At 40.3% G+C, this 15,616-nt stretch carries 5 protein-coding genes; all 5 read left to right on the top strand.

The features are described from left to right. The first annotated feature begins 116 nt into the window (after positions 1-116). The 5 genes from RMX98_RS18180 to RMX98_RS18160 all read left to right on the top strand — a co-directional run bounded on the left by RMX98_RS18180 (position 117) and on the right by RMX98_RS18160 (position 15,581). On the top strand, positions 117-3,542 hold the full coding sequence (locus tag RMX98_RS18180; protein WP_322680062.1) for a condensation domain-containing protein: 3,426 nt from the start codon (positions 117-119) through the stop codon (positions 3,540-3,542). A gap of 96 nt (positions 3,543-3,638) precedes the next feature. Then, positions 3,639-4,559: a hypothetical protein gene (locus RMX98_RS18175; protein ID WP_322680061.1), complete on the top strand. Its 921-nt coding sequence runs from the start codon at positions 3,639-3,641 to the stop codon at positions 4,557-4,559. 9 nt (positions 4,560-4,568) lie between these two features. Next, entirely contained in the window at positions 4,569-5,618 is a 1,050-nt protein-coding gene (locus RMX98_RS18170; protein WP_322680060.1) for a TauD/TfdA family dioxygenase, read from the top strand. Between the two features lie 22 nt (positions 5,619-5,640). Continuing rightward, complete coding sequence (locus tag RMX98_RS18165) at positions 5,641-14,655, top strand: non-ribosomal peptide synthetase (RefSeq protein WP_322680059.1); 9,015 nt, start codon at positions 5,641-5,643, stop codon at positions 14,653-14,655. Positions 14,656-14,822: 167 nt separating this feature from the next. Further along, positions 14,823-15,581 carry a class I SAM-dependent methyltransferase gene (locus RMX98_RS18160; protein WP_322680058.1) on the top strand — a complete coding sequence of 253 codons (759 nt, stop codon included), beginning with the start codon at positions 14,823-14,825 and terminating at the stop codon, positions 15,579-15,581. The last annotated feature ends 35 nt before the right edge of the window (positions 15,582-15,616 follow it).

Raw genomic sequence — 15,616 nt, 5'->3', positions numbered from 1 at the left:
TTTGAATAAAAGGTAATAATAGTTTTTAATAAAAATTTGCTTGCTATCTTAGCAAAGTTGCTTTAAAGTCATAAAAGTAATTGCAAATTAGTAGCAATAATGCTCGATTAGAAGAAATGGTCTGTAAGTTTTCTACAGTTGTGGAGCTACTGCGTTACAGGTCGGTAGAGCAAGGAAACACTGAGGCTTTTACCTTTCTGCACGATGGAGAAGCACAAGCAGCGACTCTAAATTATCGAGAGTTAGATCGATATAGTAGAGCGATCGCATCTCAACTTCAAATTTTAAAATTAACTGGACGGGCGTTACTACTTTACCCACCTGGCATAGATTACTTACCGGCCTTCTTTGGGTGTCTATATGCTGGGGTGGTAGCAGTCCCCGCTTATCCACCACGCAATCAGCGCAACACCCCCAGAATCTTGGCGATTTTAAAAGATGCACAAACGGCGGTAATTCTGACAACAACAGCCATCTTGTCTCAGTTGAAATCTTTACTTGCTGATAAATTTGATCTAGATAGTATTCGCTGGCTGACTACCGATAACCTCGCACCTGGTATAGAAGAGGCTTGGCAAGAGCCTTTGATTGATATAGATACTCTGGCCTTTTTGCAATACACTTCTGGTTCTACTGGTATACCCAAAGGTGTGATGCTCAGTCATGGCAACCTACTGCACAATGCTGTGGTCACGCGCCAGTATATGGAACATTCCGCCAATAGTAAATTTGTTAGTTGGCTGCCTGTTTATCATGATATGGGACTGATTGGCGGCGTACTACAACCTTTGTATGGGGGTTTTCCTTGTATGATGATGCCGCCAGCAGCTTTTCTCCAGCGTCCTTACCGTTGGTTACAAGCGATTTCTCGTTATAGAGGAACCACCAGTGGCGCTCCCAACTTTGCTTATGAACTTTGTATTGAAAAAATTACTCCTGAGCAACGTTCAACCTTAGATTTAAGCAGTTGGAGTGTAGCTTTTAACGGCGCGGAACCAATTCGCCAGCAAACTTTGGAGCGTTTTGCAGCTACCTTTGCTGAGTGTGGTTTTCGTCCAGAAGCTTTTTATCCTTGTTACGGCATGGCAGAGGCCACTTTGATGGTATCTGGTAGCGTCAAGTCTGCGTTAGTCAGATGCAAAAACGTAAATAAGAGCGCTTTAGAACGTAATTATGTAATTGATGCGGTTACTAACGACGATAATTCAATAGTATTAGTCAGTTGTGGCCGGAGTGTGCCACAACAACAGATTGTAATTGTTAATGCAGAAACTTTCACTCGCTGTCAGGATAAAGAAGTAGGGGAAATTTGGGTATCTGGCCCCAGTGTTGGCAAAGGCTATTGGAATCGTCAAACAGAGACAGAACAAACTTTTCATGCCTTTTTGCAAGATATAGAAATTAGCGAAGCATCAGGGCCTTTTTTACGTACCGGTGACTTAGGCTTTTTGGATAGTGGCGAAGTCTTTATTACCGGTAGAGCCAAAGATTTAATTATTATTCGCGGCCGCAACCTTTACCCACAAGATATCGAACTCACCGCAGAACGCTCTCATCCGGCTTTGCGTTTGGGTAGTAGTGCTGCATTTGCAGTTGAGGTAGAAAACGAAGAGAAGTTGGTAGTAGTGCAGGAGTTGGAATTCCGCGCCAAACCAAATTTAGAGGAAGTTACTGCTGCTATTCGTCAGGCGGTTTCTCAAGAATTTGAGATGCAAGTTTATGCAGTGGTGTTAATTAAACCTGGTACTATTCCTAAAACTTCTAGTGGGAAAATACAACGTCGCGCTACCAAAGCAGAATTTTTAGCAGGGACTCTCAATGTTGTCCAAAGTAGTATTTTGGATAGTTTTGAGGTGAATTTAACCAAAAAACAACCGACAAATATAGAAACTTACTTACAACAGTTGGTAGCTCAAGTATTATCAGTACCTTTAGAGCAGATAAATATTCAACAACCTTTGAGCAATTTGGGTATAGATTCCTTACAAGCGTTTGAGTTGAAAAATCGCATTCAGGAAGACGTAGGGGTATGTATTTCGGCTGTAGATTTGTTTGAAGCGAGTATTGCTGAGATAGTTAAACTCGTATTGTCTACAGAGATAAACTCTATAAACCAACAACTTCAACCTGTTTCTCGCGATTGTGAATTACCTCTGTGTTTAGCACAAGAGCGTTTATGGTTTCTTGACCAGTTAGAACCGGGAAATCCTTTTTATAATGTTGCGATCGCTATTCGATTAACTGGTAAACTTAATCCAGTGATTCTCGAACAAAGCCTCAATGAAATCATCAAGCGTCACGAAAGTTTACGGACAACCTTTCCTACTATAGACGGAAGACCTATTCAGGTTATCCATGAGACTCTAGAATTAAAATTATCAATTCTGCAAAATTTCGACTCTGATATTCAAAGTTTAATTCTAGAAGAAAGCCAAAAACCATTTGACCTTGACCAACTACCGCTATTAAGAGCAACACTTCTACATCTCAAAGAAGATAAGCATCTGTTGCTAATTAGTACCCATCACATTATCTCTGATGGTTGGTCAATTGGTGTGCTTATTCAAGAACTAGCAACAATTTATGCTGCGTTCTCTCTTGGTAAACCTTCACCTTTACCTGAACTGAGCATCCAATATGCCGATTATGCTTATTGGCAAAGACAATGGTTACAAACAGATGTTCTCCAACCTCAATTAGATTATTGGAAACAGCAGCTAAATGGTAGCGCACCTTTACTTCAACTTCCCACCGATAGACCTAGACCAGCAATTCAAACATTCAAAGGTAAAAAAGAGTTTTTCAGCATTGCAGGAGAAATTAAAGAAGCAGTAAAAAACTTAAATAAACAAGAAGGTGTAACTTTATTTATGACACTTTTAGCAGTGTTTAAAACATTGCTTTACTGTTATAATAAACAAGAGGATATTTTAGTTGGTTCACCCGTATTAGGTCGGAACTGGCGAGAAACGGAAAACTTAATTGGCTTCTTTATCAATACCTTAGTCTTCCGCACAGATTTTAGTGGAAATCCCAGTTTTCGAGAAGTCCTACAACGTTTACGTGCTTGTGCATTAGATGCTTACGCCCATCAAGACTTACCTTTTGAGAAACTGGTAGAAGAGTTACAACCAGAACGCAACCTGAGTTATAACCCTTTGTTTCAGGTAATGTTTATTTTGCAAAATGCACCGATACCAGCTATCGAAATTAACAACTTGAATATGCATCCTCAAGAAGTAGATATCGGTACTTCTAAATTTGATTTGAAATTTAGCATTTGGGAAAGTAAAGCAGGTTTTCAGGGTTCAATGGAGTATAAAGTGGATTTGTTTAATGCTGTAACTATTGCGAGCATGAACAATCATTTTGAAATCCTTCTTAAGCTTGTTGTTGATAACCCTAATATACAAGTTAGCGAGTTAGGTAAGATACTTAACAAAAATGATAGGAAGCAACAGTTAGTCCAAGCTAAAGAACTAGAATCTACTTCTCTGCAAAAGTTAAAACTAACCAAGCGTAAGTCTATCCATAATCTTTAGACCTCTGACTTAAACTGCTATAGTACTTTTGATTTAAATGAAATATTTCTTGTGCGCCTCTGCGTAAACCTTCAAAACATTATTCTCATAGGAGACATGACAATGGTTTTATTAAATGAAGTCTGGCAGAAATTACAGAAACAATTAATGGTGTTTCTAAATCCTCATGATTTAACAAAAGTCTCAACTCTTTATGCCCATGATAGATGGCCTAAACTGCGGTTTGCTCATCGTTATCAAAGCCATTTTGCACCATTAAAGAATAAAAAAATCAAAATTTTGGCAATTGGGATCGGCGGTTACGAAGACCACACCTTTGGCGGAGAAGCTTTAAAAACTTGGAAAAAATATTTTCCTAATAGTATGGTTTATGGTCTTGATATTGTAGATAAAAAATATTTAGAAGAAGACCGAATTAAAATATTTCATGGGGATCAAAACGACGAAGCTTTCATTAAGACTGTTTTAGATGAAATTGGTGAATTAGATATCGTTATTGAAGATGGCAGTGCTGCCAATGAACACCATATAAAAGCCTTTCATACTTTCTTTCCGGCACTGAAAGATGGCGGTATTTATGCAGCAGAAAATATTCACCACTCTTATTGGCCTAGTCTGACTGGTGAAAGATGGAAAGAGTTTGCTCAAGATAGTGTTTTTTTGCAAAACTGTATTAGCGTTGGGGGTAGCCTAGACTTAAATGACCCAAAAACTGTAATGAATATGTTTAAAACAATGGTTGATGGACTCAATCATGAAGAATTTTTGTGCCCAGGTTATACTCCTAGTTACTTTGATAAAAATATCGTCTCTATGCATTTTTATCACAATCTAGTAATTTTGTATAAAGGGCAAAATAATGAAGGTAGCAATTTCATTGATAACAATAATTTATCTCCAGAAATTCTAGAATTATTTGGTGTTACAACCTTGGATGAACTAGGGCTAGAATTCCCTAAAAACAATATTGTCAAGCCTGAATATCAGGCACTTGAATTTTTGCAAAAATCAAATTAATTTTCATATATGGCAGTTCCCCAGTCACCAAAACTCAGCCTCAACCAATTTCAGTCTGTCAAACGAAAAGCTGTCAATCTTTCTCAAGCAGAATTAATTAAAGCAACAGCTTTAGTATCAGACAGTTTTTTACCTCTGCTGATTCAACCTGCCAGAGAGGGGATAAATTTAATCTCTTGGGCAGCAAGTAATCGAGAGTTAATCGAAAGTTATTTGCTCAAACATGGAGGTATTCTATTCCGTAACTTTCATTTTTTAGACTTGGTTGAGTTTGAGAAATTTATTCAGACAGTTTCTGGGGAACTGTTGGAGTATGTCGATCGCTCTTCACCTCGGAGTGCAATTCAAGGTAAAATTTACACATCTACTGACTATCCTGCCGACCAAAGTATCTTTCTGCATAGCGAGAATTCCTATGCCGCTAGCTGGCCTTTAAAAATTTTCTTTCACTGCGTCACACCAGCACAGCAAGGCGGGGAAACTCCGATTGCTGATACGCGGAGATTATTACAACAGATTAACCCAAAAATTCGCGATCGCTTCATCGAAACAGGCGTGATGTATGTGCGTAACTTCGGTGATGGTTTTGGCTTACCTTGGGAAACAGTGTTTCAAACTACAAACCCAGCCGAAGTAGAAGAATTTTGCCGTAGCAATCATATTGAATTCGAGTGGAAGCCAGGAAATCGCTTACGAACCCGTACTCATAGACAAGCGATCGCTACACATCCTAAAACGGGTGAAACTGTTTGGTTTAATCATGCCGCTTTTTTTCATGTCACCACTTTGAATGCAAAGATTCGCACTGCATTGTTAGCAGAATTTTCAGAAGAGGATTTGCCACATAATACTTATTACGGCGATGGTTCACCAATTGAAGCAGAAGTTTTGGATGCAATTCGTACCGTGTATCAACAAGAAACTGTGATTTTTCCCTGGCAGGCTGGAGATATTTTAATGCTGGATAATATGCTGACAGCACATGGAAGACAGCCATTTGTCGGGGAAAGAAAAGTGGTAGTTGGGATGTCAGAAGTATTCAGCAGTCAAGAGATTTAGTGCCAAGTACGGAGAATTAGTAATGTTAGAAGAAATGCAAGGTTTTCGCCTCTCTCCTCAGCAAAAACATTTGTGGCAATTGCAAGAAATTAATAGCCTTCCCTATCGTTCTCAATGTGCTGTTTTAATTGAAGGCGTTATCGATATCAACATCTTGAAGCAAGCCTTAGAACAGGTTGTTAATCGCCATGAAATACTTCGCACTAACTTTCATTGCTTACCAGGGATGTCTATCCCATTGCAAGTAATTACAAATAAAAATATTACTTGGGGGGAAAACTACAACTTCAGTAGTTGCAGCCATCAACAACAAGAAGAATTATCAAGCTTATTTGAGCAATTTAACCAAGAAGTATTTGATCTACAACATGGTTCTTTGTTGCGCTTATCTTTAGTTACTTTATCTTCAGAAAAGTATATTCTACTGATCTGCTTACCTGCCCTTTGTGCAGACGCAGCATCACTAAATATTTTGGTGCGAGAAATCAGTCAAGCTTATGCAGCTTGTTTTCAAGGAAAAGAGTTAGATAATGAACCGCTACAATATGCAGATTTAGCTGAATGGCAAAATGAATTGTTAGAGGGAGAAGATACAGAAGCGGGGAGAGATTATTGGCGTAAACAAAATATTACTGCGTTGACAACCTTAAAGTTACCTTGGGAACAACAAACCGCTTTAAAATCAACATTTCAGCCGCAAATACAATCTATCAACATTACTCCTGAATTAGTCGCACAAATAGAAATATTAGTTCAGCGATATAATACTACTGTCTCTCATGTTTTATTAGCTTGCTGGCAGATTTTGATCTGGCGGATTACCCAACAATCAAATGTAATTATTGGAATTGGTTGTGATGGGCGTAATTACCAAGAATTGCAAGATGCTATAGGTTTATTTGCTAAATTTTTACCTATTAATATTGAGCTAGACAAAGAAAGTACATTGATTGAGATTATATCTAAAAATAATTTGACTGATATTTTCCAATATCATCCTTATTTTAACTGGGGAAACATAGCAGATTTAGCGCCAAATAATTCACGTTTTTCACCGTTATGCTTTGAATTTTTAGAACAATCGCCTAAGTACGCAAATGCTGATAGTGTCTTTTCGATTTATCAGCAATACTCGTGTATTGAAAAATTTAATCTTAAGCTGACATGTATTGATAATCACCAATTAACCGCAGAATTTCACTATAATTCAAACTTATTTAATTCCGATTACATTAAAGTTTTAGCTGGGCAATTTAACAAGATAGTAGCTAGTGCGATCGCTCATCCAGAGTTACCAATCAGTCAGTTAGAAATTATCAGCGATATTGAAAGAACACAGCTACTATACAATCACAACAAAGATTATCCGAAAAATCTGTTAATTCACAAAATATTTGAGGTACAAGTACAAAAAACTCCCGATCGGATTGCTGTAGTTTTTGAAGAGGAAAAACTTACATATCAACAACTCAATCAAAAGGCAAATCAATTAGCTCACTACTTGCAAAAACAAGGAGTAGGAGCAGAAATATTAGTGGGAATTTGCCTAGAACGTTCGATTGACATGATTGTGAGTATTTTAGGCATTCTCAAGGCTGGTGGAGCATACATCGCCTTAGATCCAGGGATTCCACCCAAGGGTTTAGCATCCCGTTTAAAAGATATCCAAGCCTCCTTTTTGATTACTAATACTTGCGTAGCAAATAGATTATCAGAAGTAGCTAATATCGAACAACTGCAAGTCATTAATTTGGCTGCACAATGGCAAACAATTACTCATGAAACTGATATTAATCCTCACTGTCAGACAAACAATAATCATCTAGCTTATATATTATTTACCTCTGGTTCTACAGGCAAACCCAAAGGAGTTGCCATTGAACATCAGCAAATTCTTAATTATGTCTATGCCATCATTGATAGTTTAAAACTACCTACTAATTCCACCTGCAACTTTGCATTAGTTTCCACTCTAGCCGCAGACTTAGGTAACACCGTTCTCTTCCCTGCACTTTGTACAGGAGGATGTCTACATATCATCTCCTACGATCGCGCCACCGATCCAGTTGCTTTAACAGAATATTGCCACAAACATCCTATAGATTGTCTCAAAATTGTTCCTTCTCACCTTAGTTCCCTGCTGCTATCTCCTACACCCCAATCTATCCTGCCTCGTCAACGACTAATTTTAGGTGGTGAAGCTACTAATTGGCAGTTAGTTGAGCAAATTCGCCAGTTAGTACCCAATTGCCAGATATTTAACCATTATGGCCCTACAGAAAGCACTGTTGGTGTACTCACTCATTTAATTACAGAAGTCAATTTAACAACTAAAACAGTTCCTCTTGGTAAATCAATTGCTAATACACAAGTTTATATTCTAGACAATAACTTACACTTGACTCCGATTGGAATCAAAGGTGAAATATATATTGGTGGCGCAGGTTTAGCCCGATGCTATATGCAGCATCCCGAACTAACTGCTGATAAATTCATTCCTAATTATTTTAGCCCCCAACCAGGAGCAAGACTTTATAAAACAGGTGATTTAGGGCGTTATTTACCAGATGGCACAATCGAATTTATTGGACGTAGCGATTACCAAGTAAAAATTCGGGGCTTTCGCATTGAACTAACAGAAATTGAAGCTGTGTTGAGGCAGCATCCAAGTGTAAAAGAAGCTGTAATCGTAGCACCAGATTTAGAGCTAGGTCAGAAGTATTTGGCAGCCTATGTAGTGCCGTCCCAGGAATCCTCCTACCAAGTTGATGAACTGCGTAGTTATCTGCGAACAAAGTTGCCTGATTATATGCTGCCTTCCACCTTTATTATGTTAAAGGCACTGCCGCTAACTCCTAGTGGCAAAATAGACCGTCAAGCTCTGCCAGCACTTGACCAAGTACGACCAGAGACAGCAAAATTCGTGGCTCCTCGCACACCGATTGAAGAAGTACTAGGAGGAATTTGGAGCGAGATTCTAGGTATTAAGCAAGTAGGTATCCACGATAGCTTTTTTGATTTGGGAGGACACTCTTTGCTAGCTACGCAAGTTGCTTCCCAAGTGCGCGAAGCCTTCCAAGTAGAGTTGCGGTTACGTAGTTTGTTTGAAACACCTACAATAGCTGGGCTTGCAGAACTGATTGAAACGGCAATGAGGAGCGGACAGAACTCAGCAACTATGCTAATCAATCAGGTGAAACGAGAGGACGAGTTGCCACTGTCGTTTGCTCAACAGCGACTATGGTTTCTCAATCAGATGGAACCAGATAATCCTTTTTACAACATTTCCCGAGCTGTACTATTAAAAGGTTCGCTCAACGTAGCAGCACTGGAGCAAAGCATCAATGAAATTGTGCGCCGCCATGAGGTCTTGCGGACGAGCTTTAGAGATGTAGATGGGCAAGCCGTCCAAGAAATTGCTGCGGCGCTAAATATAAAACTACTGGTTATAGATTTAGAAAAATTATCACCAGAAGAACAACAAGTTGAAATTCGGCGGCTGGCTAGCTCACAAGCACGACAGGCTTTTAACTTGACTGAAGATGCATTGCTACGAACTTCTCTGTTGCGGTTGCAGGAGGAAGAACATGTGTTGGTGTTCACAATACATCATATTGTCGCCGATGGCTGGTCGGCAGGTGTGATTGTTCGCGAAGTAGCTGCACTTTACGAATCATTCTCTAGCGGCAAGCCCTCGTCACTCCCCGATTTGACTATTCAATATGCAGACTTTGCTATTTGGCAACGGCAGTGGCTACAAACAGAAGTACACTTATCCCAAATGGCTTACTGGAAACAGCAGTTAGGCAAAAAATTGCCCGTGCTGCAACTTCCTACCGACCGACCTCGACCAGCCATTCAAACCTTTAGGGGCAGAAAACAATCGTGGCAAATTCCTAAAGTTCTGACTGAGGCACTCAAGTCTCTTTCACGGCAAGAAGCAGTTACTTTGTTTATGACTCTGCTAGCAGCGTTCAAAACATTGCTGTATCGCTACACAAATCAAGCAGATATTTTGATTGGCTCTCCCATTGCTAACCGCAATCGCAGTGAAATAGAACCATTAATCGGCTGTTTTGTCAATACTCTTGTACTGCGTACCGACCTGTCGTCAAATCCCAGCTTCAAAGAATTACTGCGACGGGTTCGGGAGGTGACATTAGATGCTTATGCTCATCAAGATTTACCCTTCGAGCAGCTTGTAGAAGAGCTACAGCCAGAGCGGGATTTAAGCCATACACCACTGTTTCAGGTGATGTTAATTTTGCAAAATGCCCCAATGGAGGTTTTGAAGCTTCCAGGAGTAATCCTGAGTCCGATGGAAGTAGAAACCGAAACAGCCATGTTTGATATAACCCTGTTTTTAACGGAAACTGAACAAGGGTTGATGGGCGTGTTCGAGTACAACAGCGATTTGTTTGATGCTGCGACAATTAGCCGGATGCAGGGACATTTCCAGATACTACTAGAAGGAATTGTGGCTAATCCCGATCGCCATTTATCTGACTTGCCAATCTTGACTGCAACAGAACAACAGCAACTGCTAGTAGATTGGAATCAAACATCGGCTGATTATCCCTCTAGTTGTATTCATCAATTATTTGAAGCTCAAGTAGAACAAACACCAAATTCCATCGCGGTTGTTTTTGAAGATCAACAACTTACCTATCAGGAATTGAATATTCGTGCCAATCAGCTAGCACAGTACTTACAAGAGTTGGGTGTTGTACCATTCATGTTGGTAGGTATTTGCGTGGAGCGATCGCTCGATATGGTGGTCGGATTGTTAGGCATCCTGAAAGCAGGTGGTGCTTATGTCCCTCTCGATCCAGCCTATCCGCACGAGCGCTTGGCATTCATGTTAGAAGATGCTCAAGTCTCGGTGCTACTCACTCAACAAAAGTTGATGGCAATTTTACCGAAATATCAAGGAAAAGTCGTATACCTTGATACAGACTGGCAGAAGATTAGCGAACACAATTGTCATCCTATTAGCCAGGTAACTATTAAAGATTTAGCCTATGTGATTTACACCTCTGGCTCAACTGGCAAGCCCAAAGGAGTGCAAATTCCACACCGAGCGTTGGTTAACTTCTTAAGTGCCATGCGCCTTAACATCAGGCTGACTCAAGAAGATATTCTCCTATCAGTCACAACATTATCGTTTGATATTGCAGCACTAGAAATTTACCTGCCACTGATTGTAGGCGCTCGTTTGATAGTGGTTAGCCGTGAAGTCGCTATTGACGGCACTCAATTATTAGAAAAGCTGGTATCTTCTGGTACTACTGTCATCCAAGCCACGCCAGCTACTTGGCGATTGCTTCTAGCAGCTGGGTGGCAGGGTCGTTGGTCACTAAAAATCCTCTGTGGCGGTGAAGCTCTCGATCGCCAACTAGCCAATCAGTTGCTTGAACGGGGTACTGAACTCTGGAATTTATACGGGCCAACAGAAACTACTATCTGGTCGGCTGCCCATCAGGTAGAGGCTACAAATAACGTAGAGGGTCGAGATGGCATCATTTCTATTGGCCGTCCGATTGCCAACACAGAATTTTATATTTTAGACGAAAACCTGCAACCAGTTCCCGTAGGAGTTCCGGGTGAACTACACATTGGTGGTGTCGGACTAGCTCTTGGTTATCTCAATCAACCAGAACTCACAGTACAGAAATTTATCCCTAACCCCTTTAATAACACTTCAACGAAGAGGCAGGGGGAAATGACCCCTGACTCCTGCGGTGGAGCGGAGCGACTTCTGTTAAGTGGTTCTCGTACCCTACAAGAAGCTAGCGCAACAGGTGGGATCGAATCTCTATCTGAACCTTCTCCCCTGCTCCCGTTCGGCTACGCTCACGGCAAGCCTGCTCCCTGCTCCCTTGCCTCTTTTTCAACTTCTCGGTTATACAAAACTGGGGACTTAGTTCGCTATCGACTAGACGGGACTATTGAATACTTAGGGCGGATCGATCATCAAGTCAAGATTCGGGGTTTCCGCATTGAACTCGGAGAGATTGAAACTTTGTTGAGCCAAAACCCAGAGGTGCAACAAGCTGTAGTTTTGATGCAAGAAAGCCAACCAGACAACAAGCGTTTGATTGCATATATCGTTCCAAATTTACAATCCCAGAATCTAAATGAGTTGGGATCGGGAACACCGAAACCTGGGAATTTTTATGCCAGTAATCCTTTAAAGCCAAAATGGACTAGCGATTTAGTGCCACAGCTACGCCGTTTTCTACAAGAAAAACTGCCTAAGTATATGGTTCCCTCGGCTTTTGTAACACTAGAGGCACTGCCACTAACACCTAATGGTAAAGTGGACAGGCGATCGCTTTCAGCATCTAGTCTTCAGGTTGAATCTGAAGAAACCTTTGTAGCTCCTTCTACGCCTGTAGAGGAGATGCTAGCCGGAATCTGGGCAGAGGTTCTCGCTCTTGAGAAAGTAGGCATTCACGATAACTTCTTTGAATTAGGTGGGCACTCTCTGGTCGCTACTCGTGTTATTTCCCAAATCCAAAAAGTTTTTGAAATAAAGCTTCCTTTGCATCGGTTGTTTGAGAAGCCGACAGTCGCCAAGTTAGCTACCGAAATTGAGAAAGCCAGTAGAGCAGACTTGGTATTTGAAGCAGCAACCATTGAGCGCATTTCCCGCTCACACGAGTTACCTCTATCTTTTGCCCAACAGCGACTATGGTTTCTGACTCAGTTAGAGCCAAAAAGCCCTTCATACAACATGCCTGCCGCTATTCGTTTAGAAGGACAGTTAAACTTAACAGCACTGCAAAATAGTTTTAACGAAATTCTATGCCGCCACGAAGCTTTGCGAACTAATTTTCAGACAGTAGAAGGGCGACCTGTGGCAATCATCGCACCAGTGACAGCACTGCCATTGTCAGTAATCGACTTGAGTGAGTTACCTTTTGTGCAACAAGATGCTACTACCAAACAACTGGCATTAGTCGAGGCGCAACAAACCTTCGATCTTCAAAGTGACGTTCTCCTGCGGGTGAAATTACTCCGCCTTAGCGAACAAGAATATATAGTGCTTGTTACCATGCACCACATTGCCTCTGATGGTTGGTCAATTGGCGTGTTAGTGCGTGAGGTGACAGCACTTTACCAAGCTTTTTGTAATGGGCAACCCTCACCACTTCCAGAACTGCCCATCCAGTATGTAGACTTTGCTGTATGGCAAAGACAATGGTTGCAGGGTGAGGTACTCCAAGCCCAACTCGCCTACTGGAAGCAGCAATTGGGCAACAATCTCCCTGTACTGCAATTACCTACAGCACGTCCGCGCCAAGAAGTAAAAACCAATCACGGTGCTACTCAAACCTTCATCATTCCTTCCCATCTGTCCATAGCACTACAAGCAATCTCGCGCCAACAGGGTGTCACTTTATTTATGACCTTGCTGGCAGGTTTTCAGATATTGCTACAACGCTACACCAATCAAGATGACATCGTTGTTGGTACTGATGTCGCTAATCGGAATCGAGCAGAAACTGAACAATTAATTGGCTTTTTTGTCAATCTTCTTGTCTTACGCATCGACCTTAGCGGAAACCCCAGTTTCCAGGATTTGCTAAAACGAGTACGTCAAGTCGCATTAGGAGCTTATGCTCATCAAGACTTGCCTTTTGAGGAATTAGTCAAAGCTTTACAACCTGAGCGGAATTTGAGTAACACGTCTCCACTATTTCAGGTATTGTTTGTCCTGCAAAATGCGCCGATGCCACCTCTGGAATTACCAGGACTAACCTTAAGTTTGTTGGAAGTTGAACACAAAGTAGCTAGGTTTGATTTAGCACTATTTATTACAGAAACAGACCAAGGAATTTCAGGTAAGTGGCAATATAACTCTGAGTTATTTGATAGCGCCACTATTACTCGGATGACTGGTCACTTCCAGACACTTCTTAACAGTATAATTTCACAACCTGATGCTCGGATTAGTAACTTAGAAATGCTTACCGAAGCTGAAAAAAAACAACAAGCTATGCAAAAAAAAGAGCGGAAAGCTTTTAATCAGAAAAAATTGATTGGCATTACTCCCAAAGCTGTCAGCTTATTACCAGAAAGATTAGTAAAAACTAATTATCTCCAACCACAGCAAACATTTCCTCTGGTAATTCAGCCAGCTACAAACGATATTGATTTGGTCGCTTGGGCTAAAACTAACCAGGAGTTTATCCAAACAGAATTATTAAAACATGGCGCAATATTGTTTCGAGGTTTCAATGTAGAGTCAATCTCAGAATTTGAAAGTTTCGCTCAGGCAATTTCTCCAGAATTGTTCGGTGAATATGGTGATTTACCTCGGACTGGGGAAAGTGGTAAAGTTTATGGTTCTACTCCTTATCCAGCTGAGAAAGCCATCCTTTTTCATAATGAAAGCTCTCATTTACATCAGTGGCCTCTGAAAATTTGGTTTTTCTGCGTGCAACCAGCACAACAAGGTGGAGAAACGCCAATTATAGACTGCCGCCAAGCTTACAAAATCATCAATCCTAAGCTGCGAGAAAGGTTAGATAGAAAGCAATTAATGTATGTGCGTCACTACACTAATGGTCTGGATGTAAGCTGGCAAAATTTCTTCCGTACTCATGACAAATCCACCGTAGAAAATTATTGCCGCCATGCTAAAATTGATTTTGAATGGTATGATAATAACAGTCTAATTACGCGCCAAATTCGTCCAGCGTTAGCAGTACATCCAAAAACGAGTGAGCCTGTATTTTTCAATCAAATTCAGTTACACCATATAGCGTATTTAGATCCAGAAGTTCGAGAATCTTTATTGTCTACATTTGGAGATGAAAAGCTACCGCGTAATGTTTATTACGGAGACGGTACTCCTATAGAAGACTCGGCTATTGCAGAAATAAATGAAGTGTATCAGCAGTCTCAGACTAGCTTCCTTTGGCAAAAGAGCGATATTTTGATGTTAGATAATATGCTCACTGCACACGGAAGAAATCCATATTTAGGCTATCGCAAAGTTGTTGTAGCAATGGCAGAAATGATTCATTGAAGAAGAATTCAGAAGCCAGAATTCAGGAGTCAGAATCAAGACGATCGTGACGCTCGAATACTCGCTTACCGCCAGTCATACAGAATACCCAACAGAATTTTGACTCCTAAATTCTGTTCAATAAATTTGAAATTACTAACCACTATAAAATCGGGATTAAGATTATCATGTCTTTAAAACAACGCAACACTAATCATGATGCGATCGCTTCTATGTATGACTTGAAAGGCATAGAGCGCCACGACATTGTATTAAATTGTCTAGATAAATTAATCCTCAAAAATATTCCAGAAGGAGCGCATATTTTTGACCTCGGTTGTGGTACTGGGCAAATTGCCCAACGGCTACTAAAAAGAGGTTATCAAGTAACTGGGCTTGATAGCTCTGAAGGAATGCTTAATGTGGCGCGAGAGAATGCGCCAAATGCTAAATTTATTCTTGATGATGCTCGGTTTTTTAAATTACTGCCAACTTTTCATGCAGCTATTTCTACAGATGGTGTTTTGAATTATTTTCTCAAGCCTCAAGAACTACATGATGTATTGCAAAATGTTTTTAATGCCTTGCTGGAAAACGGTATTTTTGTCTTTGAATTGTATTTAGAAGAATTGTGTGAATCAGATTGGAAAAATCATAATTCTGGTGGAGGTGTTAAAGATGATAATGTCTGGGTTGATATTTGGAACTACGATTTAGAAAACAAAATATGTCAAAAAGACACTACAAGATTTCAATTGATAAATGGTAACTGGCAACGTTTAGATGAAAGCTTTTTTTTAAAAGCTTATTCAGCAAAAGATGTAAAAATTACTTTGGAAAAAGTAGGATTTACAGAAATAAACATCTATGACGTTAACCGCGATTTAGAAGTAAATAAAGTCTCTGAAACTGCCTGTTTTGTTTGTCGGAAACCGCTAAATGAGTAAGCATCACTCAGGTAAATTGTGTTTTCTTGCTCAAG

The sequence above is a fragment of the Nostoc sp. DedQUE02 genome (genome assembly GCF_034531035.1).
Taxonomy (GTDB): Bacteria; Cyanobacteriota; Cyanobacteriia; order Cyanobacteriales; family Nostocaceae; genus Nostoc.
Note: the sequence above shows the minus strand (reverse complement) of the source record. Positions and strands in the feature narration are given on the sequence as shown.

Coding starts and splice junctions, on each gene's coding strand:
- RMX98_RS18180 (WP_322680062.1), top strand. CDS start 117: ATGGTCTGTAAGTTTTCTACAGTTGTGGAGCTACTGCGTTACAGGTCG.
- RMX98_RS18175 (WP_322680061.1), top strand. CDS start 3,639: ATGACAATGGTTTTATTAAATGAAGTCTGGCAGAAATTACAGAAACAA.
- RMX98_RS18170 (WP_322680060.1), top strand. CDS start 4,569: ATGGCAGTTCCCCAGTCACCAAAACTCAGCCTCAACCAATTTCAGTCT.
- RMX98_RS18165 (WP_322680059.1), top strand. CDS start 5,641: ATGTTAGAAGAAATGCAAGGTTTTCGCCTCTCTCCTCAGCAAAAACAT.
- RMX98_RS18160 (WP_322680058.1), top strand. CDS start 14,823: ATGTCTTTAAAACAACGCAACACTAATCATGATGCGATCGCTTCTATG.